General features: G+C 44.3%; 24 protein-coding genes. 15 read left to right on the top strand and 9 right to left on the bottom strand.

Annotated elements, in window-relative coordinates; genetic code table 11:
- Positions 1 to 169: 169 nt before the first annotated feature.
- The 7 genes from U5R06_17615 to U5R06_17585 form a co-directional block, all read right to left on the bottom strand.
- Positions 170 to 598 carry a hypothetical protein gene (locus U5R06_17615; protein ID MDZ7724564.1) on the bottom strand — a complete coding sequence of 143 codons (429 nt, stop codon included), beginning with the start codon at positions 596 to 598 and terminating at the stop codon, positions 170 to 172.
- Positions 599 to 635: 37 nt separating this feature from the next.
- Positions 636 to 2,663, bottom strand: coding sequence for a S9 family peptidase (locus U5R06_17610; protein ID MDZ7724563.1), 2,028 nt, complete (start codon positions 2,661 to 2,663; stop codon positions 636 to 638).
- Positions 2,664 to 2,672: 9 nt separating this feature from the next.
- Positions 2,673 to 3,383, bottom strand: coding sequence for a pyridoxine 5'-phosphate synthase (locus tag U5R06_17605; GenBank protein MDZ7724562.1), 711 nt, complete (start codon positions 3,381 to 3,383; stop codon positions 2,673 to 2,675).
- A gap of 18 nt (positions 3,384 to 3,401) precedes the next feature.
- Positions 3,402 to 4,562, bottom strand: a complete 1,161-nt coding sequence (locus U5R06_17600) for a divergent polysaccharide deacetylase family protein (GenBank protein ID MDZ7724561.1) — start codon at positions 4,560 to 4,562, stop codon at positions 3,402 to 3,404.
- A gap of 3 nt (positions 4,563 to 4,565) precedes the next feature.
- Positions 4,566 to 5,192 carry a hypothetical protein gene (locus U5R06_17595; protein MDZ7724560.1) on the bottom strand — a complete coding sequence of 209 codons (627 nt, stop codon included), beginning with the start codon at positions 5,190 to 5,192 and terminating at the stop codon, positions 4,566 to 4,568.
- Between the two features lie 102 nt (positions 5,193 to 5,294).
- Entirely contained in the window at positions 5,295 to 6,602 is a 1,308-nt protein-coding gene (locus tag U5R06_17590; protein MDZ7724559.1) for a DUF4921 family protein, read from the bottom strand.
- Between the two features lie 11 nt (positions 6,603 to 6,613).
- Positions 6,614 to 8,266 (bottom strand): M2 family metallopeptidase, encoded by a 1,653-nt coding sequence (locus tag U5R06_17585; GenBank protein MDZ7724558.1) that lies wholly within the window; start codon positions 8,264 to 8,266, stop codon positions 6,614 to 6,616.
- 162 nt (positions 8,267 to 8,428) lie between these two features.
- On the opposite strand from U5R06_17585, the gene U5R06_17580 reads away from it, so the two are divergent.
- Genes U5R06_17580 through U5R06_17565 form a run of 4 tightly spaced genes read left to right on the top strand, consistent with a single transcriptional unit; the run spans position 8,429 to position 12,537 of the window.
- Positions 8,429 to 8,797 carry a co-chaperone GroES family protein gene (locus tag U5R06_17580; protein ID MDZ7724557.1) on the top strand — a complete coding sequence of 123 codons (369 nt, stop codon included), beginning with the start codon at positions 8,429 to 8,431 and terminating at the stop codon, positions 8,795 to 8,797.
- A gap of 3 nt (positions 8,798 to 8,800) precedes the next feature.
- Entirely contained in the window at positions 8,801 to 9,940 is a 1,140-nt protein-coding gene (locus U5R06_17575; GenBank protein MDZ7724556.1) for an alanine racemase, read from the top strand.
- A gap of 17 nt (positions 9,941 to 9,957) precedes the next feature.
- Entirely contained in the window at positions 9,958 to 11,688 is a 1,731-nt protein-coding gene (locus tag U5R06_17570; GenBank protein ID MDZ7724555.1) for a FlgD immunoglobulin-like domain containing protein, read from the top strand.
- A gap of 18 nt (positions 11,689 to 11,706) precedes the next feature.
- On the top strand, positions 11,707 to 12,537 hold the full coding sequence (locus U5R06_17565) for a hypothetical protein (GenBank protein MDZ7724554.1): 831 nt from the start codon (positions 11,707 to 11,709) through the stop codon (positions 12,535 to 12,537).
- A gap of 32 nt (positions 12,538 to 12,569) precedes the next feature.
- Here U5R06_17565 and U5R06_17560 read toward each other — a convergent pair whose 3' ends face one another.
- Positions 12,570 to 13,412 carry an NAD(P)-dependent oxidoreductase gene (locus U5R06_17560; protein ID MDZ7724553.1) on the bottom strand — a complete coding sequence of 281 codons (843 nt, stop codon included), beginning with the start codon at positions 13,410 to 13,412 and terminating at the stop codon, positions 12,570 to 12,572.
- 196 nt (positions 13,413 to 13,608) lie between these two features.
- Between U5R06_17560 and U5R06_17555 the strand changes: the two genes are divergently transcribed.
- The 11 genes from U5R06_17555 to larA all read left to right on the top strand — a co-directional run bounded on the left by U5R06_17555 (position 13,609) and on the right by larA (position 24,027).
- Positions 13,609 to 15,000 (top strand): IS1380 family transposase, encoded by a 1,392-nt coding sequence (locus U5R06_17555; GenBank protein ID MDZ7724552.1) that lies wholly within the window; start codon positions 13,609 to 13,611, stop codon positions 14,998 to 15,000.
- Between the two features lie 276 nt (positions 15,001 to 15,276).
- On the top strand, positions 15,277 to 15,903 hold the full coding sequence (locus U5R06_17550) for an NUDIX hydrolase (protein MDZ7724551.1): 627 nt from the start codon (positions 15,277 to 15,279) through the stop codon (positions 15,901 to 15,903).
- Between the two features lie 118 nt (positions 15,904 to 16,021).
- Positions 16,022 to 16,549 carry a phosphatase PAP2 family protein gene (locus U5R06_17545; GenBank protein MDZ7724550.1) on the top strand — a complete coding sequence of 176 codons (528 nt, stop codon included), beginning with the start codon at positions 16,022 to 16,024 and terminating at the stop codon, positions 16,547 to 16,549.
- A 7-nt stretch (positions 16,550 to 16,556) separates the two neighbouring features.
- Positions 16,557 to 17,702 (top strand): glycosyltransferase family 1 protein, encoded by a 1,146-nt coding sequence (locus U5R06_17540; GenBank protein ID MDZ7724549.1) that lies wholly within the window; start codon positions 16,557 to 16,559, stop codon positions 17,700 to 17,702.
- A gap of 58 nt (positions 17,703 to 17,760) precedes the next feature.
- Positions 17,761 to 18,921, top strand: coding sequence for a glycosyltransferase (locus U5R06_17535; protein ID MDZ7724548.1), 1,161 nt, complete (start codon positions 17,761 to 17,763; stop codon positions 18,919 to 18,921).
- Positions 18,922 to 18,970: 49 nt separating this feature from the next.
- On the top strand, positions 18,971 to 19,951 hold the full coding sequence (locus U5R06_17530; protein ID MDZ7724547.1) for a lysylphosphatidylglycerol synthase transmembrane domain-containing protein: 981 nt from the start codon (positions 18,971 to 18,973) through the stop codon (positions 19,949 to 19,951).
- Positions 19,952 to 20,024: 73 nt separating this feature from the next.
- Positions 20,025 to 21,044 carry a hypothetical protein gene (locus U5R06_17525; protein MDZ7724546.1) on the top strand — a complete coding sequence of 340 codons (1,020 nt, stop codon included), beginning with the start codon at positions 20,025 to 20,027 and terminating at the stop codon, positions 21,042 to 21,044.
- A 57-nt stretch (positions 21,045 to 21,101) separates the two neighbouring features.
- Positions 21,102 to 21,665, top strand: coding sequence for a phosphatase PAP2 family protein (locus tag U5R06_17520; protein ID MDZ7724545.1), 564 nt, complete (start codon positions 21,102 to 21,104; stop codon positions 21,663 to 21,665).
- A 158-nt stretch (positions 21,666 to 21,823) separates the two neighbouring features.
- Positions 21,824 to 22,300, top strand: a complete 477-nt coding sequence (bcp, locus tag U5R06_17515; protein MDZ7724544.1) for a thioredoxin-dependent thiol peroxidase — start codon at positions 21,824 to 21,826, stop codon at positions 22,298 to 22,300.
- 39 nt (positions 22,301 to 22,339) lie between these two features.
- Positions 22,340 to 22,783 carry a hypothetical protein gene (locus tag U5R06_17510; protein MDZ7724543.1) on the top strand — a complete coding sequence of 148 codons (444 nt, stop codon included), beginning with the start codon at positions 22,340 to 22,342 and terminating at the stop codon, positions 22,781 to 22,783.
- Positions 22,780 to 24,027, top strand: a complete 1,248-nt coding sequence (gene larA, locus U5R06_17505) for a nickel-dependent lactate racemase (protein ID MDZ7724542.1) — start codon at positions 22,780 to 22,782, stop codon at positions 24,025 to 24,027. The genes U5R06_17510 and larA overlap by 4 nt, the downstream gene beginning before the upstream one ends.
- Here the strand turns inward: larA and U5R06_17500 are convergent.
- The gene (locus tag U5R06_17500; GenBank protein ID MDZ7724541.1) at positions 24,014 to 24,505 is read right to left on the bottom strand and encodes a flavodoxin domain-containing protein; all 492 of its coding nucleotides are present in this window, start codon (positions 24,503 to 24,505) and stop codon (positions 24,014 to 24,016) included. The genes larA and U5R06_17500 overlap by 14 nt on opposite strands.
- Positions 24,506 to 24,654: the final 149 nt, after the last annotated feature.

Raw genomic sequence — 24,654 nt, 5'->3', positions numbered from 1 at the left:
TGCAAAATGTCAAGCATATTTTGCTGTGAATGGTTTTATTCCCCCAGGTGTATAGGATAAAGGGTTTGGACTATTTTTCTGTTAATTTTTGAAAAAATGACTGTATACTAAACGGTCGACTGACCAGTATGCTTTTGGAATGACGAATACCGGTCACCTTTTTATGACGCTAATCTTTATAGATGCGCAAAATGATACGGGTCGGCTCGCTTAATCTGACCGGTATATTGACACCGGACATGATTTGAAACGGGTTCGGTTCCGGCTCGAGCAGGTCATCATACAACCAGTATCCGGGTTCATAGTGTGCATTGTCATTTTTACCGTGTTTTCCGCCTTTTTCAGCGGTGAGTGTTTCCTGATCCTGCCAGTTTTTAATTTCCAACAGGACAATATATTTCCCGGGTTCGATATAATTGCCTGTTTTGTCGCGGCCATCCCAGAAAAAAATATACTGACCGGGTTCGACAAAATATTCATCAATCAGCTCAATGACCTGTTCTTTTTTCTGTTCATCTTTGAGCGGGTTTTCGCACCGATTTGCGAGGAGACCGACCGTCAGGAAAACAAGAATAATTAAAAACCGATGTGTTGTCATAAGCAAAACCCGCCGCTCCGAAGAGCAGCGGTATCTTTTATTGGTTCATCCAGGTTTCAATCCAGTTAAAAATCTCATTCCACCACAATCTGGCGTTTTGTGGTTTGGAGATAAAATGCGTCTCGTCCGGGTAATAGATCAGACGTGACGGAACACCCATACGCTGAAGAGCGGTAAACATCTGAAAGCCCTGGGTCACCGGTACCCGGTAATCGTGCTGCCCGTGTATAACAAGAGTCGGGGTTTTATACTTGGCAAAGTGTTCAGCGTGTGTTGAAGGAGACCATTTCTCATATAACTCGGGATTTTCATACGGAGTACCGCCAAATTCCCATTCGGGAAACCATAATTCTTCTGTAGCGCCGTACATACTGACCTGATCAAATACACCGGCATGACTGACAAGAGCATCAAATCGGTCGGTGTGGCCGGCGATCCAGTTGATCATAAATCCACCATAGCTGGCTCCTGCCGCTGCTATGCGGTTTTCATCGATAAAATCATAGCTCTCGAGTAGATAATCCAGGCCGGCCATCAGATCTTGATAAGGTCCGCCGCCCCAGTTTTTGCTCACCGCGTCGCACCAGTCCTGGCCGTATCCCTTTGAACCTCGAAAGTTCACCATCGCGACGACATAACCGCGAGCGGCAAACATAGACGAGTTCCAGCGGTAATGAAAATCATCGCTCCACATGCCCTGGGGCCCGCCGTGAATCAGGTATATCAACGGATATGTTTTGTCAGGATCGAAGAACGGCGGTTTTACCATCAAACCATGTACAGATTTTCCGTCAAAAGAGGTGAATTCAAAATCTGAAACCGGATTCAGTTCCAATTGTGCCAGTCTTTCAGCATTCACCTGGGTTAATTGTTTTACAGCGCCTTTGGGAGCTAAAACAAACAGTTCAGACGGCAGCGTATTGGACTGGCGGCGAAAATATAAATTATTCTGTTTATCCACCTGAATGTCTGAATTGACATGTTTGTCGACCCGTTTAACCGGTTTTTGATTGATTTCTGTTTTGTAAAGGGTGCGTCTGCCGCGTTCACGGGTGTTAAAGTACAGCGTCCGGCTGTCCGGACCCCATACCAGTTCGCCCGGTGATAAATCCAGTGATTCAGTAAGAGTCTGTTTTTTTCCTGTCTCGCGATTGTACAGGATGATTTCATATTGATCTGCTTCAAATCCGGGTCGATTCATGGATTTATAGGCGATATGGCGGCCATCGGGTGAGTATCGTGGAGCATTGTCTACAGCTTGATTGTCAGCAGTTAGATTTTTGGTTTTGAGATCATTCAATGAAATGAGAAAGATATCATTATTGGTGTTGGCCGCCGGCATATTCGTGTGGTTGCTAACCACAGCAAGCTCTTGTCCGTCCGGTGAAAAACAAAAGTCCTGATCGCTTCCCAAGTCGAGCGGCGGTGTGTCAAAATCGCCCGGTGTTGCATCTGTGTAGCTTTTTTCATTCAGATCGTAAACAAACACGTGTGTGCGTTTACCGTTGGTCCACCGGTTCCAGGATCGAAATAAAAGATCGTCAATAATCCGGGCTTTTACGTTTGATTCTTGTTTTTTCTTATCCCGCTCAGCTGTGGCCTTGAGTGTTTCAGTATCGGGATAAACATAGGCTGTAAACGCAAGTTTGTCGCCGGTGGGTGACCAGATAAAAGAATGGATATCCACCGGGGACTCGGTCAGCTGCCGGGCCTCACCGCCCTGCATCGGAATGGTATGGATTTGAGTGGAACCGTTCCGATATGATAAAAAGCTGACAGCTTTGCCGTCCGGTGTCCAGCGCGGGTGTCCGTCATAGGCTGAATGTGTGGTTAATTGACGAGGTTTTCCGCCTTTTGTGGAAATCAACCAGAGATTGGTCTGGCTGTCATTAGCCTTCATATCATACTCTGACAAAGAATATACGAGCCATTGGCCGTCCGGCGACAACCGGGCATCCGTGATACGATGCATCGCCCAGAGGTCTTCCACGGTCATAGCGCGTTTTTCAGTTGACAGAGCCATACTACAAAGTATTGCCAAAATAATTATCGTATTTTTTAACATAACTTTTCCTCATGATAAAATTTTTTGAAAATCTTTTACAGCCTGTTCAATTCCAACCAGCATGGCCCGGGCAATCATTCCCCAGCCCACATTGAATTCTTCTATATAAGAAATATCATTGATTTCACGCAATGTTTGTGTGCCTAGACCGCGACCGGCCATGACACCCATACCGATTTTATTTGCCGCAATGGCGGCCGAACGCAGATCTTCGATAAAATCATTCATCGTTCCATAATCGTCGACGCGCTGCAGGGGCGCTGTATTGAATTGAATATAATCCGCTTGACTGCGGGCAGCAGCTTTGATCTGTTGAGCCACCGGGTCAATCAAAAGTGTGACCACAATATTGTGCGCCCGGAGGGTGCGGACGGAGGATTCCACGTAATCCATGTTGCCGATTACATCCAGAGACTCGTCCGCTTTGTGCTCCTGAGTGGAGGGAAGCAGGGTTACCATGTCGGGGAGCCAATTTACGGCTTTTTTGATCATTTCTTCGCGAAGCCCGATGGCCAGATTAAAGTGGCTGGTCACAACTTCTTTCAATACATTGATATCCCGGTCTGTCACATCCGAACGGTCTTCTTTCAAGTGAGCAACAATGCCGTCAATACCGGCCATTTCCGCGGCAATAGCGAGAGCCGCCGGGTCCGGAACTTTGGTTTTTCGCATGTTTCTGCTTTTTGCTACCTGGTTGATACATAAGCAGAGTCGGGCCATGACGTACTCCTTTTCTTGTTAATGAACCAGTTTGGATACTGATACAAACTGGATGCCTGTTTCCTGTAGTTTGGGAATTATGTCTTTTATGGCGTCAAAAGTCTGCATTTTCACATGACCGATCGCGATTGCAGAGCCGTTCTTTCTGGCCATGCGTCCCGCGAGCAATAACTGATTCCGTATAAATTCATCTGTTTCCCTGGCATCGAGAAAGATATTGTTTTGAGCTGAAGGGACGCCCAATTCCCGGGCGAGTGCGTAAGCGATGCTTTTCTGGCTGGTCCGGCTGTCGATCCAAAACTTGTTTCTACTTTTTAGAGTCAGCAGTATGGTTTGCATAACTTTTTCATTTTCGGTGGCTTTGGATCCCATATGATTGTTCATACCGACAGCTGTCGGCAGTTCAGCCAGAGCTGTTTTGATCCGCATTGATATTTCGCCTGCTTGCATGTCTGTGGTGAGGGTAAAAGGCGTCAAATCAAATTCAGCGTTTTTCGGTTCCATCGGCATATGTACGAGCACTTCCTTTTCGTATAGATTGGCAACATCCGCCGCCTTTGAGGAACTGTTGAGTCCGGGTATGACGGAAACTGTAATAGCAGCATCCAGTTTTAAAAATGCGAGAGCGGCGTTGGACATGGTATAACCAAAATCATCTATTATTAGTGCAATGCGCGGGTTATCTTTAGAGGGCCCGCCTGTTAAATGCAGTTGACAAGTCTGTACCGCTCGGCCTTGTTTCCCAATTTTTAATTGATACAGTGTCGGTCCGAGTTTTTTGCCCTTGAGAATAGTCGCATTAACCGAGCGCAGATCCTGATTCAGAGTCTGATAAATATTATAGATTGAAGTTGAGAGCGGGGCCTCTAAATGGACCAAGGTGTCTTCCGCTGTGTCCGGCATTGCAAGCAGGTCCTGATTTAACAGTGATTCACGCGCTTGCTTGCGAATGGATTCAACTTCTTTGGAAGACAACTCTGATGTTTGTTTAATATGAATGCGTGGTGCAATGAAAAAGGCAAACACGATATTCAATAGTGTAACGATTAAAAGCCATTTGAACAGCGGAGGCCAATTGGTGTTTTTGTGAAATTGGCTGATGTGTTTGCACAAATTTACCCAGGACGATTGTTGTTTTTTACTCTGCGTGCCGGAAATATTTCGTGTTTGTCGTTTCATAAATTATATTCCGAATTTGGCGCGCAAATGACTCCATGTCGGATTGGAGCCGGTTGCCATGTCTCGCCATTTATAGATATACCACAAGTCTTCAGATGTACGCAACAAATAAAACTCAGCCTGACCCTGCATATGATAAAAACAACTATCGTCATTGCATTGATAATAAGTGTTCAGTTGGTATTCCTGCAAAAGAACAACAGAATCCTGAAACATATTTTCTTTCAATGTGGTCAAAGACAATTCCAAACTTGAATCCTGAGGTATAAAAGCCATCCATTGGTTGATAAAATTAAATTCTGCTGTTTTGTCCCAGTTCGCAAACAATGACGGCGGATTGTTATTGGCTACCGATGGCACGGGTTCATAGCGAAACGTTTTGAAAGAATTTGATGTATCCGCCAGACATCGCATATAGTTTGTGATATTTTTTTCTTTTAATGCCGCACGCAGGTTCACCAATACATACTCCGGTGATGAGGGCTGGATCCAGTTCGACTGATTGCCTTGCGGCGGTTCCGGATTGCGTGTTGCAAACGGATTGGTGCAAGCCAGGAGCAGTCCGCTGACCATGAGGAGATGGCGAATCCAGGCTGTATTGCCGAGTTGTTTGTGAGTTTTATTTGCCAAAAATGTTCTTTTTTTTGTCATTAACAACAAAACCGGTGATTATTATCCGGGTTTTCCGATAAAAACCGCTATATGAAAATATATTTTAAAAAGCTGCGAGTTTCAAGAGAAATATTTTAAGATATCTACTCTACCGGGTGCATTATCTCCAACCTGAAGCGCTTGTTGATAAATTCCGATGTCCATCTCGGATAATACCTCGACCATCTTGGTCCTAAGGTCAGCCGGAGCGTATGGCACCACATACAAACCGGTTGCCCCTTCGAATCCGGCATGTGTATTCACCCGCCATTTGATTTGCACGGTCCAGGGAATTTTAATTTTCCCATTTTCCGGTGTGTAAAACCATTCTTCGTTACAGGGCAGTGATTCTCCCATGGCCGAGTGCAAGGCATGGACGATTTCACTCATGGGTCTGAGTTGGCTCGAGTCTGCTTTTAAGGGGGTGGACAATGTTTTTGAAACCACACTGATCGTCGGGAACGGCAATCCCATATCAGCATATGCAATGGCTCCGTCATTTTCACAAATAATCAGATGCTGGTGTTTGGCAAACAACAGTAAATCATAATAAATGCGGTCATATTTTTGTTTCAGCTTGCTGATGCGTTCCAGAATATGCCCGTGTTTGTCCATTCCCAGCAATTGACGATGCAGATGCGGCAGAGATGCGCCGCCTGTTCCGCCCCAATTGGTATAGATGCATACGTATTTCACATGGGGATTATTATCATAAATATCCTGAGCGGCAAAACAGGAAAATCTGTAATAGATGCTATGCGATTTGGCGCTCAGGCATCCTGTGGAGCAGAGATCAGCTGTGGTTTGAGCGCCAGGTTTATAATGCCGGCGCGGGATGATCAATTCGTGACTGCCGCCGAAAAATGCATCTGCAGCGGCCATCTCGGGATCATTTAGAAAAGAGTCAATTTTGCTTTGCGGGACACCCTCATTTTGTAATTTGTACTGCAAAACATCACAAACATGTTCCATTCCCAGATCGGATTCAAGATATTCATTTTTACGATCGCGGTTTTTATCAGATAGCGTATATCCGTATTGTTCTTTCCAGTAGGGCGTCGAGATGATTTCATAAAGATTTCCGATTCTGCGAAAATCGGCAGTGCCGGAAAATACGTCATCCGGTGGCAACCGATCCAGGCACTGCCAACTGTCTTCCCGGAAAATCAGCCGGGATTTTTCCGGTGTGGTTTCTGAATACCGAGATTCGCAGAATGGACAATAGTCCTCCGGCGTACTCGTTTTCAGCTCTGCCGCATCTGTATCCTGCTGCGTCAGAATAGGCCGGTTTTTCCGGTCCGGAGAGTACCAGGACTCAGTCCCGCTGAACGGATTTCGATGCTTTATAGATCCGTCTTTGTAATGCGTGACAAGTTTAGAATAATCCATTGCCGGGATCTTTAGTTTACAAATTGATGAACAAAGTAAAGAGCGGACAGCGGTTCACCGGTTGCCTGTCTGATCATCTCATCCCAGGGCATTGTGTTTGCCGGTATGAATACATTTTTTTTCAGATAGCTGCCGATTTTCCGGTTGCCTGCAAACACGGTCTTGTTGTTATCCGACTCTATGATGTGATGATGCAATTGAGACGCGAACAATTCACCGAGCAAATAATTGTGATAGTAACAGGGATAAAGGGCGATGTGAATTTTTGCAGCCCAGTCCGGTTTGTCACGATCAGTCGGTTTGGAAATTAGTTGATAATGCTGAACCAAAGACCACCAGAGCTGATTGAGATCCTGATTTGGATCGCTGTAGAGTGCTTTTTCAAACTGGTACATCACCATGGCCCAGCGGGCAAAAATCAATTGTTTCAGCTGAGCATATTTTTCGGTTATCGTCTTTATTTCATTATATTCTTCCTGAGACAAGTCCAGCATGTGACGCATCCATTCTGCGTCGCGGCTTTGACGTCCGAACAACATGGCGATTCCTTCGGTTGTAAAGGCATGTGCGGGTTCGCGCAATATATAGGGAGTGTCCAGGCTCATATATCGGTCATAGACGGCATGCCCCAGTTCGTGCAGCATCGTCTCCATCCAGCGCTCATTGTTTTTCACATTGCATAAAATCCGGACATCTCCCTGCCGGTCAATATCAATGCAAAAGGCATGTGGATTTTTACCCTTGCGCTCGTAGAGGTCACTGTGAGCCAGGATGGAATCAACGGGAAGACCAATCCCCTCGTAAAATGTCTGTGCCAGGTCTACAACGTCATGATCTGCATAAAAGGGGTCCAGATCGATTTCATAGACCAACGGGGTTTCCTGGAAAAATGGATCGTGATAATGCCAGGGCATCAAGCCGGTGATGCCGACGCCGTACATGTCCGCTAAAACAGAGTCAAGTTCAGCCTTGATATTCATAAACGGTTCATTGGTTCTTTCTTCCAAATCCCGGAATATTTCATCGATCTCTGCGGGAGATTGTTCACTGACAATCAGTGACATACTGTGATAATCGGGAAATCCGATGGATTGGGCGGCTTTGTTGCGGTATTTTACCAGTTCAATGATATCCGGAGCCACATGTGCACCGACTTTTTTACTGGCGCTCCAGATTTGTTGCCGGACTTTGGAATTTATTTCATTTTTTAGAACTTTTTCGATGCGATTGTTGTTCAAAGTATCACCATTGACCACCGGACGGAATGTGCTGAATTTTTGTTCAATTTCAGTTTGTTTGTCAACTATGGATTTTAAAAGATCCGGGTCGATCTGATTTTTCAGAAAGCGGTTGTAGAGTACGGTTAGCTGACGCTGCAGTAAGGGATCATTGATTTGAGCGGATTCTTTCAAAGAATTCAGTAACGCAAATTTTTGCGAGTCACTGTGAGTTTTGCGTATTTCCAGCTCGGCGTTGCCGGATTCTTGAAATGCTTGTTCGTTTCCCGTGGTCGCAGCGCGCCAATAGGCCAGATTGGCCTTTTTGTGAAGAGGCTTGACCTGTTCAGTATAGGACTCTACAAATGTTTTCAATTGTTTTTCCTCAGAATTGGGTCCGCAGGATAATAAAGATAAGAGCAGGACCAGCAGACATAATTTTTTCATTGCTTGTTCTCCTGTTTAAGTGGTTGATAAATAGATTACAAAAAATAAAGTCAAAATCCAAATTAAAAGATAAACACGGACGTTTTAAATGGTTTTGTTTGCAAGTTTCGATAAAAAATACTATGTTTATTAAAGTCTTTTCAATAAAATGTACAAAATATTATGAAACGTGGAAATAAAGAATTAATCGTTGTGGGAGACCGGCTGTTGATTATTCCTGATGCCGGTGAAGACAGGAGCAATGCCGGTTTATATTTACCCAAATGGGCTGTTGAAAAAGAGTCAATCCAGACCGGCCGGATCGTGGAACTGGGTACGGGCACACCCATGGCCAATCCGCACGATATTGAAGACGAACCCTGGAAACAGGACGCATCACTCAGTAAAGATTTGATACAGGCTCAAATTGGTGATCTGGCAATTTTTCTGAGAAAAGCTGCGGTCGAAATTGATATTGATAGTGATAAATATTTGATTGTTCCTCATGCTGCTGTGCTGCTTTTGATTCGTCCCGCAGCCATGGATTCGTGAAAGATGGATTTTCAGCTTTATAATAAAACTTATTCGATTGAGGCGCCTGAAAAGATAAAGACGCCGCGGCTGATTTTGTTTTCCGATCGTGTACAGACGAATATTGATCGGATGCAACATTCACTGGTTGACGTACATCCTTTTTTGGGATTAAAACACCTGTGTCCGCATGTTAAAACACATAAATCAGTCCGGATCGTGCGTCAATTGGTTCGGCGAGGTGTGACCTCTTTTAAAGCGACTCCTCACGAACTGCCATTGCTGATTGATGCGGAAATATCGAGTATTTTTCTTTCTTATCCTTGTTTACCGGACACAGCACATGAGCTCACAAAACTCATACGATCGTATCCAAATATTGATTTTCGGGTTCAGGTTGGATGTCGAAAGCACGTAGATATTTTGAGAATGGCCGGAGAGGGCAAAGTACAGTGGAATTATTATATTGATATGGATGTAGGTATGCACCGCACCGGCGTCGCGCCCTGGGATGTGTGGGATCTTTATGTTTATACCTCCAACTGGTCTTCCATGAAGTTTATGGGATTTCATGCTTATGACGGACATATTCACAGCAAAGACCCGGAGGAGCGCGAACAAATGTGCCGGACCAGTATGAAAATTGTGGAGCAGACTCTGCAGTTTTTTTCACAAAACAATGTCCATGTCCCGGAATTCATTACCGGTGGTACGCCGTCGTTCTTGCATGCCGCACGCTATGTAAATAATTCGTCTATGGCGAATGTTCAGGTCAAATACTCACCCGGAACCTGGGTTCTTTCCGATTCCGAAACCATGGAAATTTTGCCGGATCAGTTTGAACCGGCTGCCTTGATTCTCAGCCGGATTATTGACAAACCCACACCCAACACACTGACCCTGAATGTCGGGCATAAGGAATGGTCTGCTGATCGCGGGCCGGTGGACGTATTCAGTGTTCCGGATGTTCGAGCCGTGATCTGGAATGAAGAACATACGGTTCTGGAAGGCGATAATGCTGAAGACTATGAGATCGGTGATTATGTACTTTTGGTGCCCAGGCATATATGCTCGACGGTGAACCTCTGGGAGTTTTATACGGTGGTCGACGGTTCCGGAACGATCATCCAAGAAATCAGCATGGTCGACGGCCGCAATCGTTAATGATAAGGATCAATACGATGAAAAATGTTTTTGTTTTAACAATGTGCTTTATTCTACCGATTATGGCGAATCCGCTGCTAAATACACACCCCTATGAACCTTATGTGAGAAGCGGCTGGTCGTTTCGAGCGTTTGAAGGGGAATCCGTGGATCATATTTTTCTATTTGCTTATGATTCGCAAATCGGCGAGTTTAAAATGATGCCGTTTCAGATTGATGAAAGAATTTATGCTCTTGATGATTTGAAAGAGGGTTCAACTTACCGCCGCACCTATTTCAAACCGGATGATGGGTTAATGGATAATGACGATGAAGTGGTATGGATGGTGCGGGATATGGGCGACAAGGCGCCGGAAGCAGCCTGGATTGATAATGCAGAATCCCGGCACTACCAGCGGGTGGAGCTTAAATTGTACGAAAAGGATCGGGAAGACCAGGCCGCCTATGCCTATGCGTTTTGTTCATCCACGATTCCCGATACAGTCCCTCGACCCTATGATTTAAGCTATGATCAGGACGTAGATGCTGTGTCCTCTCATATTTATAAAGTTGGATTTAATGAATCAAGTGGAATCCTTGATGATATTATGATAAAAGCTCCATACGGAAATGGTATAGATGTTTTAGACACTCAAAAAATTCGAGTGGCTGGAGCCCTTTTGCTTGGACCAAACCTTCAATTTCAACCTGGGAGAGGCGGACAACCGGATTTGAATGAAAGGGATTTTCTTTATATTTATCCATTTGATGGGGAAAATGCTTATTTGAAAATTACTGAACAGCCAGTAGTAAGGTTAATTCGTGAAGTAAGGTTAACGATTATTCTGGGTGGTTTCCTTACGCTTGATGATTTGGCAACTCCCATAACCACAAAATTCTATCCCTATAGTGGACAGCTTGAAGGAGGGTTGGTTTTAAACCAAGAGGTTTTAGATAATGCTTTTCCCACTTCAGGCGGAGTTACGATGGAATTTGATCAGGTTCGTCATTCCTTTGATTTTAATGAGAATGCGATAGGGATGAAATTTATGAATTCACGCAACTCGGGTGTGCTTATTGATGGAAATCCCGATGATGTCGATCATACTATTACCAATGAGGATACTATACGAGTATGGACCCTGTCATCAGGCGACCAGGGAACCGTATTTACCTATTTATCACTTAATGATACTTCGAGCTTGAAAGAGTCGTATTTGTATTACTATGACGATAAATCGGGTGGCAATGATGATAATAGTACTGTTACCGGTGGCGATACTGGTGATGGTAAATCCTATGGTGATCATGGATTTAAAGTTGTAAATGGTCAAAGTTTTGAGTTGAATTTTAACGCTTATTTTTTACCGTCCAATCAGGACCAGTCGCTGGGTGAGCAGTTGGCGAAGAATCTCAAACAGTCACTTGAATTTTCCAACAAGCGCAGTGACTTTACGGCTGCAGTGGAACAGGCAGAAGAGCAGCGCCCGGAAAGTTGGCGTTTGCTGCCGGTCTATCCCAATCCGTTCAACCGCTCTGCTGTTATCCGCTATGAACTGAACCGCCGCAAAACGATCCGGGTTGATATCATTGATATACAAGGGCGTCTTGTTACACGGTTGGTGAACCGTGAACAGTCGGCCGGACATTATCGTGTCATGTGGAGCGGGCGAGATGCAGCCGGGAATACAGTGGGATCGGGCATTTACTGGGTCGTACTAAAAGCCGGAGATGATATCCTGCAACAAAAATTAACATTGATCAAATAATCGATTTTTAGGAAAGCCATGCAGTCACCTTTTAACTATCGACACCCGGTCAGAGCACTACCGCTGCTTTTGTCGAGTCTGTTCTTGCTAAATTCCTGTCAGGTGGATCAAGGGCTCGAGCCCTTGCCGGGTAAAATTGCGGTAACCATTAACTTTTACAATGAACCTCCGGTGGATACCGAAGGGATTTATTTTATGGTGGCGCCGGATTTCCCGCCGCACGCCATTAACGAGATGTTTTTGAGTCCCAATAGTCTGCCGATTGATCAGGATACTGCGTATACCGAGCTTGCGCTGCCGTACGGACATTATGAAGCAGTGGCTTTGTGGTGGTACAGCAAAAACGCAGAAGCCAATCTGGCTGATGTGCTGTCAATACCCATTGATTTGTATACATTTGAACCTATGCAGTTTGACATTACCCCCCAGGATCCGGTTTTCGAATATTCCATGCTGGCAGATTGGAATAAAGTAAAGAGAGAATCAAGCCTTGCGGGAACAGTTCGTTTCAATGGTGAATTCCCGGATAACACTGATATCACTGCTGTAGCTGCCTTTATTGAAAAGCCTCAACGGCCAATCGATTATTTATTGTTTATGAAAAGTATAGATTTTGGCATAAAGACTGGTGTCTCTCATTATGATTATTTACTTCCAATTGGAAGCGGTAGTGTCGGATATATAGCCGTCTACTGGCTGCCGCAGCGCGCCGGTTTGAGTGAATTTGAGGTGGTGGGTGAATACATGGATCCGGATAATCCAGAGCAGTACGGCCGGGTCGTGCCGGATTCCGGGCAAACGATCACCGGTCTGGACATCAATGTCAACTGGGACGCGATCAAGAATTAGCCGCACACCTTGTCGTTTTTGAAAAAGTCAGATCAGGTTCCGGGTTCATCCCCGGCCAGTCGCTCCAGAGATTTAATCAGGGCCTGAGTTCCTTCCCGGCCCTCACCATTGCTCTGGCATCCGGTAAACAGCTGATGCACCAGACCGAGGGCCGGTGTCGGCTGTTTGAGTTCCCGGCACAGTTCCAGTGCCAGCCGTAAATCCTTTTGCTGCAGATCAATCATAAATCCCGGACGATAATCACGTTTTGTCATTTGGGGACCCAGGTTGCTTAGCTGCCAGGAGCCGGCGGCGCCGTGTTCTGTTGCGGAAATCATGGTCTGTGGATCAAGTCCGGCTTTGCGAGCCAGACTGACCGCCTCGCAAACCGCCATATTGGTGACCGATACCAGGATCTGGTTGCAGAGTTTGACAGTCTGTCCCATACTGCTTTCACCGACATGCGTGATGGTTTTCCCCATCGCCTTAAAGACAGGCAGGCACTTTTGGAAGGCTTCTTTTGGGCCGCCGGCCATAATAGCCAGGGTAGCCGCTCTGGCTCCGGTGTCGCCGCCGCTTACGGGTGCGTCAAGCATGGCTGCATCATGCTTTTCAAGTTCATCGGAAATGCGGCGGGTGACAATGGGAGAAATAGTGCTCATATCGACGACAATATGTTTCGGCCTGATGCCGTGAATCACACCCGCTTTTCCCAGGATAACCTGTTCGACATCGGGAGTATCCGAAACGATGGTGATGATAATGTCTGATTGTTCTGCAACCTCCCGGGGCGATGAAGCTGCCTGTGCTCCTGCATCTGTCAAAGGGTTCATCTTTTCCGCTGTCCGGTTCCATACCACCAGATTGTAACCGGCTTTGATCAGGTTCAGGCTCATAGGGTTCCCATAATACCAAGACCTATAAATCCGATTTTACGCATACGTGTCCTTTCTGTGTCAAAAACGATTTTTACCTAAACTGAGCGATTCTTCGAAAAATAAAAAACCTTTTGGGATTATAATGGATTGTTATTATTTTAATTAAGACAAAATCAACTAAAATCAATCCACGCACCCAAAAGGTGACAATAATATGAAGAAAAAAACCAATTCAAAGCAAGTAAAAATTTCAAAAATCGAGGTCACAACTGAAAAAATGAGCGGGCGCGGCGGCCTGTTTTTCTTTATCAAATATGTCGAAAACATTGGTTTTTTCAAGCTTTTCGAACAATGTCTTGGTTCTCTAAAAGGTTCGGCCAAGGGCATTAGTTGCTTTCAGTTTATTAAACAAGTTGTGGGCTGGTTCATTGATGGCACCGACCGTTCCATGTTAGGCTTTGATCGACGTAAAAACGACGACGCTTATGCCGCGCTCCTAGAGAATGAGCCTTGGCACATGGCGACATCGCATCAGATAAAGAGAATGTTTCGCCGACTTGGTTTTGTCGGACAATGGCTCTTTCGTTCTATTTTGCTCAAGCTTTTTATCTGGCGCCTTCATGTTGAAAAGCCCAAAGTGATCATATTATTCGCTGATACGGTGGTCTTTGACAATGACGATGCCCAAAAACGTCAAGGCGTTAAGCCAACTTATAAGAAGAAAAAGGGCTTTCAGCCGCTGCAAATCAGCTGGGGGCCTTATGTGGTGGATGCATTGTTCCGTCCTGGCAATGTGCACTGCAATCATGGGACAGATTTGAGAAAAGCTGTTGGACGTTTGGTCAAAGCGATTCGAACCCATTATGCTGATGTGCCAATCATACTGCTTAAAGACAGCGGTTTTTTAGATGATAAGAATTTCAGATTTTTTGAAGAACGCCTCGGCATTCATTATGCGTGCAGCGGAAAGCTCTATAAGGGTATTAAACAATATGTTAAAGAAGTTCCTGTTGATCGATTTCACTTGTATCAAATGTCGTGGTCGTTTGTTGAATTTGGTAACCGGCTTGACACGTGGTCTACATTTCGGCGATGCATTTTCACATCACAAGAAACCGAAGATAATGGCCAGATGACCTTTGATTTTGCTCGACCGGACAATGTGATTTATACAAACATTGGCCAGAATAAAGAATGTGATGAAAAGCTGGTGCAGGCAGTTGGCGATGACTATTTAAAGGCGGAAAAGATCATTGAATTGGATCATAGTCGCGGCAAGGGTGAACTTGTTCATCGTTCACAAAAGGATTTTGTCGTATGCGAGCAGCTTCCCTTTAAAGGCTTTGGAATGAACAGAGCCTTTTATTACATTTTTTTGATGAGTCATTTTCTATACGAAGCTTTCAAGCGTGATATGACCCAGGATGTGTTACCGGTTACGAGCTATCCCAGCACTTTTCGCCGGACTGTAATTGATTTTGCTGTCAAGATAATATCGACGAGTCAACAGGTAATCTTGAAAGTCACCCAAGCTACTTATGATGCATTAAAAATTCCACTTTTATGGCAGGCGATTCGCGAACAAAAACCAGCTTTCATGACATAGAGCAAAATGTTTCCAGAAAATTTTATTTCACAGGATTGATACGCCCTAATGTTAGTTTTTTCATGTTTTTAGGCATAGTTCATTTTAAAAACAGGTAAAAAGACTTTTGTAACATGAAAACAGAATAGAATTTACACAAATAGACATGACTGGCTCCCTTTTGAGCCAGTTTATTTTGTTCTGTTTTAAAATCGCTCAATTTAGGTTTTATTTAGTACTGTGATGTTTGTGATTAAATTTGTATTTTAAAATGAGAAAAACAAGGGTAAATTTGCAATGACTGGAAATAAAATTCCAAAATGGTTAAAATGGGCCAGAGAAATTCAGGCGATCAGTCAAATTGGTCTGGCGTTTGCGCATAACGAGTATGACCGCGAACGCAACACACGACTGGCTGAATTGGCGACAGAAATCCTTGAAGAGTATGCAGATGTCGGGGCAGAGAGCAAGGCGAGTTTCGTCAATCAAATCGGTTATGCCACACCCAAGATTGATGTACGCGGCGCTGTTTTGCGTGACGGTAAGATTCTTCTTGTCAAGGAGCAGACCGACGGACGCTGGTGTATGCCGGGCGGTTGGGCCGACGTGGGCGATTCTCCTGCTTCAGCGGTGGAGCGCGAAGTGTGGGAAGAAAGCGGCTTTAACGTGCAAACCCGTAAAGTCATTGCCGTGTATGATGCAAACCGTTCCGGCCGCCCTTTGTCGCTTTATCATGCTTTTAAGGTTATTTTCCTTTGCGAGATTATCAGTGGTGAAGCAACACCCAGTCATGAAACACCGGATGTCGGATTTTTTGAGTTTGATCAACTTCCGGATCTGTCCGAAAACCGGACCCATGAACGGCACCTTGATGAAATTCGCAAACACCTGAAAAATCCCGATCGGGCGACTGCGTTTGACTAGGTTGTTTGCCAATTCCTGCCTTTGGCCGCTTTACATTTAATTTCCCATCTTTTAACACCTCCTTTATTTTATACTAATATTTATTTCCTATTTTTTCCCAATTAAACAGGGAGTGAATATGAAAGTATTTCTAACAACCATGGTTCAGTGGGACTGCGCCCTTTGTCTGAGAATATTCAGACTGAACGGGCGTACTTTGCTGGATGCTGTGATGTACGGATTATCGCGTTTGGGAGACGGATATTTCTATGCTCTGGTCGGGATTGTTCTTTTTATTGTTAATACCGCGCTGGCGATTCAGATTGTGCCTGTTTTACTGTTTGCTTTCGCATTGGAGCTAACCCTCTATAAAATATTGAAAAACAAAACCAGGCGCAACCGGCCGTTTGAAATACTTCCGAATATTCGCTTTCTGATGCATCCGCCGGATAAATTCAGTTTTCCATCCGGTCATACCAGCGCGGCATTTGTTATGGCGACGATATTTTCCACATTTATGCCCGCGCTGACCTTGCCATTTATTTTGATCGCAGCCTTGATTGGATTTTCAAGAATTTATAACGGCCTGCATTTCCCAAGTGATGTGATTGCCGGTATGGCATTGGGAGTTGTTTGCGCAAAAATGAGTTTATCAATTATTGGATGAGGGAATTATGAGAATTGCATATTTCACGGAAAGTCTTCCTCCCAATACGGATGGTGTGGTTAAAACGCTATGTCATCTTACAGATTCTCTTTTGGAGAAACAAATAGATTTTCATTTTTTCAGTCCAATCAAGCCGGACGAGTCTTATTCCTGGCATGATAAAGTGACCAAGGTAAGCTCTGTTCCGTTTGCTCTGTACAGTTATTACAAGATGGGTTTGCCCTATTTCGACGGAATCGATAAAAAATGTGCAAAATATACTCCGGATTTGATTCATATTGCTTCTCCGACGCCTCTGGGTGTTTATGGCTTGCGTTATGCACAGAAAAATGATATTCCTGTCGTGACCAGCTATCACACACATTTTGTCGATTATTTCCGCTATTTTGGATTAGAAAAGCTCGAGAAAATCGGCTGGAATTATCTGCAGTGGTTTCATAACCAGTGTATGCGAACCTATGCACCATCACCGAGTTCTGTCAACGAGTTGGAAAATCGTGATATTAATAATGTTGAACTGTGGCAGCGTGGTATCGAATTTGACCGTTTTTCACCCAAATTCAGAAGCAGTGAATTGCGAGATTCAGTACTGGATCACCAGAAACCGATCCTGCTGTTTGTCGGCCGTTTGATTAATCATAAAGACCTGGATGACTTGGCAGCTGCAAACCTTGTTTTAAAACAACGTGGCCGCGATTTTAAGCTGGTGATCATCGGCGACGGTCCCATGCGCCCGGAGCTTGAAAAGAGCTTGCCTGATGCCCATTTTACAGGCTTTGTGCACGGTCCGAAGCTTGCCAGCTGGTATGCCAGCTCTGATATTTTTGCATTTCCCTCTACAACAGAGACGTTCGGGAATGTGATTTTAGAGGCCTTTGCTTCAGGCATTCCCGCTGTGGGAGTGAATGCCGGAGGCGTTGCGGATATTATCACACATGGCAAAGATGGTCTGCTTGCCAATCCCAAAGACCCCGTTGATTTTGCTGATCAATTAGACAGGTTGTTGACTCGTCCGCAACTGGCGCAGCAGTTGATCCAGCAGGCTGAAAAAACCGCCAAAACATACAGCTGGAAAGCGATTAATAACCGGCTTGTTGAAAGCTACAGACAGGTGATAAGCGAGCATCAGTCATTTCGTTTGAATGCTGCTTAATAAAGACAATCATACCGGTAATGATCCGGAATAATCCGAAATTTTATCAAGATACAGAATGAAAATATGTGATTTAACACAGAATTACACATCGAGCAGCGGTGGCATACGTACATATTTGCATGCAAAACGTGAGTATATAAAACGTCAAACCTCCCATTCGCATGTGCTTATTGTCCCGGGTGAGAACAATCAGGTTGTTAAAACAGCGGATGGAGTGACCTATTATATTTCCGCGCCACTCATTCCGGGGTGTGAGCCTTATCGGTTTATCTGGCACTTGAATCGTGTTCGGCGGATTCTCCAGATGGAAAAACCGGACATTATTGAGTTGGGCAGTCCGTATGTGTTGCCGATTCCGGTGTTCCGGCATCGTAAACAGCATCAGTGCGGTTTGATTGGGTTTTATCATACGGATTTTCCGACAGCTTATGTGAAACCGGTTGTTACAAAGCGATTCGGGAATCGAATCGGAGAACGGTTCAAGGACGCAAGTACGGCTTATTCTCGTTTCATTTACAACCAGTGCAACGTCACCATCACCTCTTCGAATGAACTCTATTCTACACTGAAACGCGATGGCATTCATCGGGTTGAACGTGTTTATCTCGGGGTTGATACAGATCTGTTTTCACCGATAAAACGAAATTTCAAAATCAGACGTGAATTGGGTGTCAGAGATGATGATCTGTTGTGTGTTTATCATGGGCGGTTGGATGTTGAGAAACGTATTCCTATGCTTTTGGAATCATTTAATAAAGTGGCTCGGAATAGTCCGATTAAACTGCTATTGATCGGCAACGGGCCCTTGTTTGATTTATGCAATGCCGCTGCGACAAACGGGCGTGTTTTTTTATTACCTTACGAAACTGACCGTGAACGGCTTGCTGCGCTGCTTGCCTCTTCAGATATTTATTGTACGGCCGGCCCGCATGAGACATTTGGATTGTCTGTTCTTGAGGCGCAAGCCAGCGGTTTGCCGGTATGCGGAGTAAACGCCGGAGCGCTTCGCGAGCGCATCACCGAGCCAGTCGGGATTCTATCTGAACCGGATAGTGCGTGTTCGTTTGCTGAAAAACTCTGGGAATTATCTAATGACGGATTTCGAAGACGTGGTGAAAATGCCCGACTTTTGGTCCAAGAGAATTATTCATGGAATTTTTCCTTTGAACGATTATTTTCAATTTATGATAAAGTATATCAGAACAAAAATATCTGAATTAAAGAGCGACGATTTTGAGTTCAGTCGGCTTTTTCGGATATTAGCTGTGGTTTTACTTGTCGGCGTGTTCGGGAATATTGTTTTTTCCCTGATGACTACGGAAATGACAGTCTGGGATTCGTTGAATGAAATTCAATTCAAGTATGTCCTGCTTGCCGCATTACTGGCCCTGGTACCCTGGCTTACCAATACATTGCGGGTTATGATATGGACCCGTTTCCTTGGGAAACATTTTTCTTTTACCAATATTTTAAAAATTATCATCAGTACGGATTTAGGTTCAGCAATAAGTCCCACAGCAATCGGTGGAGGTTATGTCAAGGCCGGTATGCTTATACGCAATGGACTGTCAGTAGGGGCCTCGACATCATTAATGACACTGGGATCCGTTGAGGATGGATTGTTCTTTATGTTTGCAATCCCGGCTTCGATTATTTATACATCCTGTTGGGATATGCCGGCGATCTTGCAGATTTTACACCGTTTTAAGAATAATATTGCTGTTGTAGCGGGTGTGGCGGTTCTTTTGCTGGTTTTGCTGATCTATATAGTATGGCAGCAATGGAAACAAAAACAAAAACCATCTGATTCATGGCTGTCCCGATTGTATACTATGCTGTCAAACGCTGTAAAAGATTTCTTGCATGTTTACACGTTGATTGGAAAGACGGGTAAGCTACTGTTTGCTTTGAGCATGCTGTTAACTGCTGTGCAATGGATCTGCCGCTATTCTGTTATAACGGCTTTGTTGATTTCAGTCGGTATTCAAGTCGACCCGGTTCTGCTGTTTTTGTTTCAATGGGTAACTTTTTCGTTGATGACTTTTATCCCCACACCGGGGGCCGCTGCCGGGGCTGAAGCCTCATTTTATTTTGTTTATATGCATTTTATCCCTCATGATGTCATTGGCCTGATGACAGCAGGGTGGAGGTTCTTTACATTCTATTTTCATACCGGTTTGGGGGTCCTCGTGTTGGGGGGATACTTTGTATACGAGTATTATTCCCAAAAGCCCTCGAAAATATAAAAAAAATATATCAACCGGGAATTATTTTTCATATATTGCGTTATAATCAAGATAATAACAAGGAGGAGTGAATATGAAAAAATTGTTGTTTGCTGTCTGTGCCCTTGCAGTGCTCGCCGGGGCGAATTCGGTTTACGCGGATCTGAAAATAGAACGTGAAACCCGGTTCGAATTCAGCGGAGCGTTGGGATTGGTCATGAAAATGGCAGGAGCGAACAAACCCACCCGGACTGCAGAATATTACGACGACACCCATCACCGATCTGATAATTATGACGAAAAGGGGCAGTTGACTTTTTCGACAATTATTGATCTGAAGAATGAAAAAGTGATCCATGTAGACTATCAGGCTGAAACGTTTACTGAATTTTCGTTCCAGGATTACAAGGATATGATGGAGCAGAGTATTGAAGACATGAAAACAGAACAACAGCAGGCGAAGGAAAAACAGGATACAGAGGTTGAATACACATTTGATCTCGATGTCAAGCAGCCTGGAGAAACCAAAGAAATCTCGGGCTATAAAGCATCAAAAACTGTTCTTGAAATGAAGTTGAGTGTGAAAGCTACCGAAACTCGGGAGCATGAAACCGCCGAGATGTCCGGTGACCTGAAAGTTAATTCGATTCAATGGATGAGCAAGAGCGTACCCGGATATAAACAGGTTCAACAGTTTCAGGAAAAGTTTGTACGGCAAGTTGGTGGGATGAGCGATGAGCAGGCAATGAAAGATGTTTATGAGAGCTTGTCGGCTTCACATCCTCAGCTGGGTACAGCGATGAAAAAACTGCAGGACGAAAAGGAAAAACTTGAAGGACTGAGTTTGCTTTCTGAAACAGAGTACATGACTGAGAATGTAGACCAAAAAACGGAATCTCAGGAATCCTCCGGCACATCTGCGCCATCTGTGAACAAATTATTCGGAGGTTTGTCGAAAAAGTTAGCAGAAAAAGTGACAGGCGCGGGAGAGAAAAAGTCTAATCTGCTGTTCAAGACCGTAGATACGGTCACCCTGATCGAATCCGCTATTTTACCCCCTTCCACATTCGAAACGCCTCAGGGATTTGAAAGAATTACGGAAACCGAAATGTAGGTTCCGCGTATACCTTTAAAATCGAGCTCCCGATGAATTTGCTCGGGAGCTTTTGTTTTGAATTTGGTATTTCTATTCGTATATTTTAACGTGTTCAAAAGAACAATACACAAGATCTCGGTTCTGGACCGCTGGATGAGTATCAAAGTGAATCGCTGGACCGGTAAACCGAAAATTGATAATCTTATGCATCTTGTCTCCCGAGCCGCAGATGGATATATCTATGCGGGCATAGCTGTTATTTTGTTTTGGATCAATCGGGAATTGGGGCTTGACTTTTTGCAAGCCGCGTTCATTGCCTTTTCCCTGGAAACGATTGTCTACATTATTGTCAAACGTTTTACACATCGATTGCGACCCTTCGAAGCACTGGCAAATATAAAATCACTGATTCGGCCACCGGATCGTTTTAGTTTTCCTTCGGGACATACAGCAGGTGCGTTTATCATGGCTACATTAATCAGCGGATTCTATTCGATGGTTTGGCTCCCGGCTTATCTTTTCGCCGGACTTGTGGGGTTTTCGCGTATCTATAATGGTGTACATTATACCAGCGATGTTTTGGCGGGAATGCTGCTGGGAATCAGCTGTGGAAAAATCGGTCTTGGATTTATTTATTAATCATTCGATGACATACCGAATTCGCAAAATCTCCTTCAAATGAGATCAAATCCGGATTTCTGAAGATTGTACATCTTTTGAGCTTGGATGCAGCTTTCAAATGCAGGTACGGAATTTTTACCCCCCTCACAATGTTTTTTAATACAAAAGGAGGTGATATGAGTGAAAAACAATTAAAACAAGGAGATAAAGTACCTGATTTCAAATTACCTGATCAGGATGGTAATATTGTCTCCTTGAATGATTTTTTAGGAAAAAAACGGATTGTTTTGTATTTTTATCCCCGGGATAACACTCCCGGATGTACCAAAGAAGCCTGTTCGTTCCGAGATACACATTCGGATTTTCAAGAAATTGATACTGTTGTGCTGGGTGTGAGTGGTGACAGCGCAAAATCACACAGATCATTTATAGAGAAATACGGATTAAACTTTCCATTGCTCACCGATGCGGATCATAAGGTGGCTCAGGCTTTTGGAGCGTGGGGTGAGAAAAAGCGGGGCGGCAAGACTTGTATGGGGATGATTCGTAAGACTTTTATCATTAACAAACAAGGTATTATCGATCATGCGTTTCACAAAGTTAAAGCGGAAGGGCATGGTCGGCAAATATTACAATCAAGTGAACACAAGTAGAGGTTAACGTTGAAAACGCTATTAAAGGCTATTGAATATTTGGATATATCCCTCCATGAGGAGAGAAATAGTACTGTTTTTTTCAGCGAACTGGCTGATTCGACCGGAAATTCAAAACTGCAGAAACTGGCCGCAGAGATTGGCGAGCAGGATAAAGAGCATGAAATAGAATTGGCAAGACTCCGGGATGCTCTGGAGGAACAGGTTGAAGACGGCTTTATACCTGAGGAAGAGGCAACTTTTGATGAAAATCATTTGAATACGCTTTTCCCCAATGAAGATTCTGCCCTTTCTATCGCTTCAAGCGTCTCGGATCGCGAAGCGCTTACTTATGCAATCAAGACAGAAAAAAATTCAATAAACTTGTGTGAAAAGTTGAAACCGGAATTGGATGAACAATATTTTCATGTGATTGAAGGGATAATTGGTGACAAGAAAGAACATATCCAGAGATTGGAGACACTGAGAAAAGAATATATATGACATTCTCATTGCCTTATGGAAGGGGGAGGCTGACTTGCAAGCTAAATGATGTGACCTGGAAGATACTGGAACCGGAAACCATGGCTTTCGAATCTCGGGACAGTGAGATCGATGCGTGTATTGAAAAATGCGTGCAACAGGTCTACGAACAAAAGGTGAACAAGTTATTGCTTGTTGTGCCGGATCATACACGCAGGTGCAGTCTTGATCAGGTGTTGCCGGCTTTACTTCAACGGCTGCAAGAAAAGGTCCGGACTCGTGTCGAAATACTTGTGGCCAACGGAAGTCATGTTTTGCAGGATGAATCCGTCATTCGGGAATTGCTGTCCGAGAATATATGGCAAAGATATCCGGTATTTCAGCATGACTGCCGGGATGATGACCAGCTTGTCAAAGTTGGAGAAACGGACGGTCATACACCAATCATGTTAAATAAACGTGTGGTCAATGCTGATCTGGTGATTACGTTGGGAGGGGTGTTGTATCATTATTTTGCGGGATTCGGCGGGGGGGCCAAAATGATATTGCCGGGTACATCGGGGCACGAAACCATTCGGCGTAACCATCAGCGAACAATTGATGCCCGAAAAGGACGTTTTCATCCGGGATGCCGGGAGGGGAATTTAAATACGAATCCTGTTTTTCAGGATTTGCGGCAAATTGTAAAGTTTGTTCCCAACTGGATTTCGTTGCAGTGGCTCGTTGCCCCCAATGGGGCTATTATAAAAAGCCTTTGCGGTCCGGTGCTGGAAGAACACAGAAAAATATGTGATCAGGTTGAGCGGTTTTACTCTATTCCGATTAAAGAGAAAGCTGATATCGTGGTGGCCTCTGCCGGTGGAGAGCCGACGGATATCAATTTAATTCAAACCCATAAGAGCATTCATCACGCATTTCAAGCGGTTAAAGACGGCGGAGTTTTAGTGATAGCAGCGCAGTGCAGGCAAGGTGTCGGGTCGCGTACTTTTATGCCGTATTTTGACCATGGCTCGTCAAAAAATATGGCCGCTGCCTTGCTTGAGAATTATCAGATTAACGGACATACGGCTCTGGCCCTGAAAGAAAAGACTGAAGCTGTGCAAATTGTGCTCTTATCCGAACTTGATCCGGAGCTTGTCCGAAAAACCGGAATGGTAGCGTGTAAAAATTGCGAAATGCTAAAAACATATTTAAAAAAAGCCAACCCCGAAACAGGGTACTATTTCCCGCAAGCGCAGATGTATGTTCCCGTCATGATTCGCTGACTTTATGGAGTTTCTGTTTAATGGTTTCAGTCCAGTTATCTACATGTTCTCTGTCTGTCAGGTCAATGCTGCTGTCCTGAGCAAGTCCGGCCTGATCGACAACATGCCGCATTAAATTTTTCATGACAGGGTTGAATTTGTCTGTTTCAATTTTGCCGCCAAATGCTTCGGTTGAAATCGGCTTGATGGTTGGATATTTCTGAAATACAGGATCAATGTATTTTCGTTTGGCTTTGGAACGGCCCTCATCACATTTTGCTGTCAGACAAACGACGAAAAAAAAGATTTTTTTCGCGTTCAGATCATTTTTATGTCTGGCCATAAAATCGCGGACATTAGCCAGGATACGATGGGCGCGAATACTGCTTCCGATGATAATTGTATCAAATTCATCAAGCGAGCCGGTTTCATCAACGGACTGCAGTTTTACAGAAAATTCTGATTCCTCCTGCAAATTTGACGCAATGTGAGAGGCTATTTTTTTGTAGTGCCGAAGGCGCTGCTGTAAATTATAAGCACATTCATAAAATCCTTCGTACTTTAATAATTAAAACCTATCTATCCTTTAGGTGAAATTAACAGTCCCGTTAAGAAATTTATTCCGCTTTTTATGTTTAGCGTTTGCAT

The organism is candidate division KSB1 bacterium (assembly GCA_034521575.1).
Taxonomy (GTDB): Bacteria; Zhuqueibacterota; Zhuqueibacteria; order Residuimicrobiales; family Krinioviventaceae; genus JAXHMJ01.
The sequence above is the reverse complement of the archived record's forward strand: the minus strand, read 5'-3'. Positions and strand labels throughout refer to the sequence as shown.

Bases quoted from the DNA above. Each gene is read 5' to 3' on its own strand.
- U5R06_17615 (MDZ7724564.1), bottom strand. From the start codon at position 598: ATGACAACACATCGGTTTTTAATTATTCTTGTTTTCCTGACGGTCGGT.
- U5R06_17610 (MDZ7724563.1), bottom strand. From the start codon at position 2,663: ATGTTAAAAAATACGATAATTATTTTGGCAATACTTTGTAGTATGGCT.
- U5R06_17605 (MDZ7724562.1), bottom strand. From the start codon at position 3,383: ATGGCCCGACTCTGCTTATGTATCAACCAGGTAGCAAAAAGCAGAAAC.
- U5R06_17600 (MDZ7724561.1), bottom strand. From the start codon at position 4,562: ATGAAACGACAAACACGAAATATTTCCGGCACGCAGAGTAAAAAACAA.
- U5R06_17590 (MDZ7724559.1), bottom strand. From the start codon at position 6,602: ATGGATTATTCTAAACTTGTCACGCATTACAAAGACGGATCTATAAAG.
- U5R06_17585 (MDZ7724558.1), bottom strand. From the start codon at position 8,266: ATGAAAAAATTATGTCTGCTGGTCCTGCTCTTATCTTTATTATCCTGC.
- U5R06_17580 (MDZ7724557.1), top strand. From the start codon at position 8,429: ATGAAACGTGGAAATAAAGAATTAATCGTTGTGGGAGACCGGCTGTTG.
- U5R06_17575 (MDZ7724556.1), top strand. From the start codon at position 8,801: ATGGATTTTCAGCTTTATAATAAAACTTATTCGATTGAGGCGCCTGAA.
- U5R06_17570 (MDZ7724555.1), top strand. From the start codon at position 9,958: ATGAAAAATGTTTTTGTTTTAACAATGTGCTTTATTCTACCGATTATG.
- U5R06_17565 (MDZ7724554.1), top strand. From the start codon at position 11,707: ATGCAGTCACCTTTTAACTATCGACACCCGGTCAGAGCACTACCGCTG.
- U5R06_17560 (MDZ7724553.1), bottom strand. From the start codon at position 13,412: ATGAGCCTGAACCTGATCAAAGCCGGTTACAATCTGGTGGTATGGAAC.
- U5R06_17555 (MDZ7724552.1), top strand. From the start codon at position 13,609: ATGAAGAAAAAAACCAATTCAAAGCAAGTAAAAATTTCAAAAATCGAG.
- U5R06_17550 (MDZ7724551.1), top strand. From the start codon at position 15,277: ATGACTGGAAATAAAATTCCAAAATGGTTAAAATGGGCCAGAGAAATT.
- U5R06_17545 (MDZ7724550.1), top strand. From the start codon at position 16,022: ATGAAAGTATTTCTAACAACCATGGTTCAGTGGGACTGCGCCCTTTGT.
- U5R06_17540 (MDZ7724549.1), top strand. From the start codon at position 16,557: ATGAGAATTGCATATTTCACGGAAAGTCTTCCTCCCAATACGGATGGT.
- U5R06_17535 (MDZ7724548.1), top strand. From the start codon at position 17,761: ATGAAAATATGTGATTTAACACAGAATTACACATCGAGCAGCGGTGGC.
- U5R06_17525 (MDZ7724546.1), top strand. From the start codon at position 20,025: ATGAAAAAATTGTTGTTTGCTGTCTGTGCCCTTGCAGTGCTCGCCGGG.
- bcp (MDZ7724544.1), top strand. From the start codon at position 21,824: ATGAGTGAAAAACAATTAAAACAAGGAGATAAAGTACCTGATTTCAAA.
- larA (MDZ7724542.1), top strand. From the start codon at position 22,780: ATGACATTCTCATTGCCTTATGGAAGGGGGAGGCTGACTTGCAAGCTA.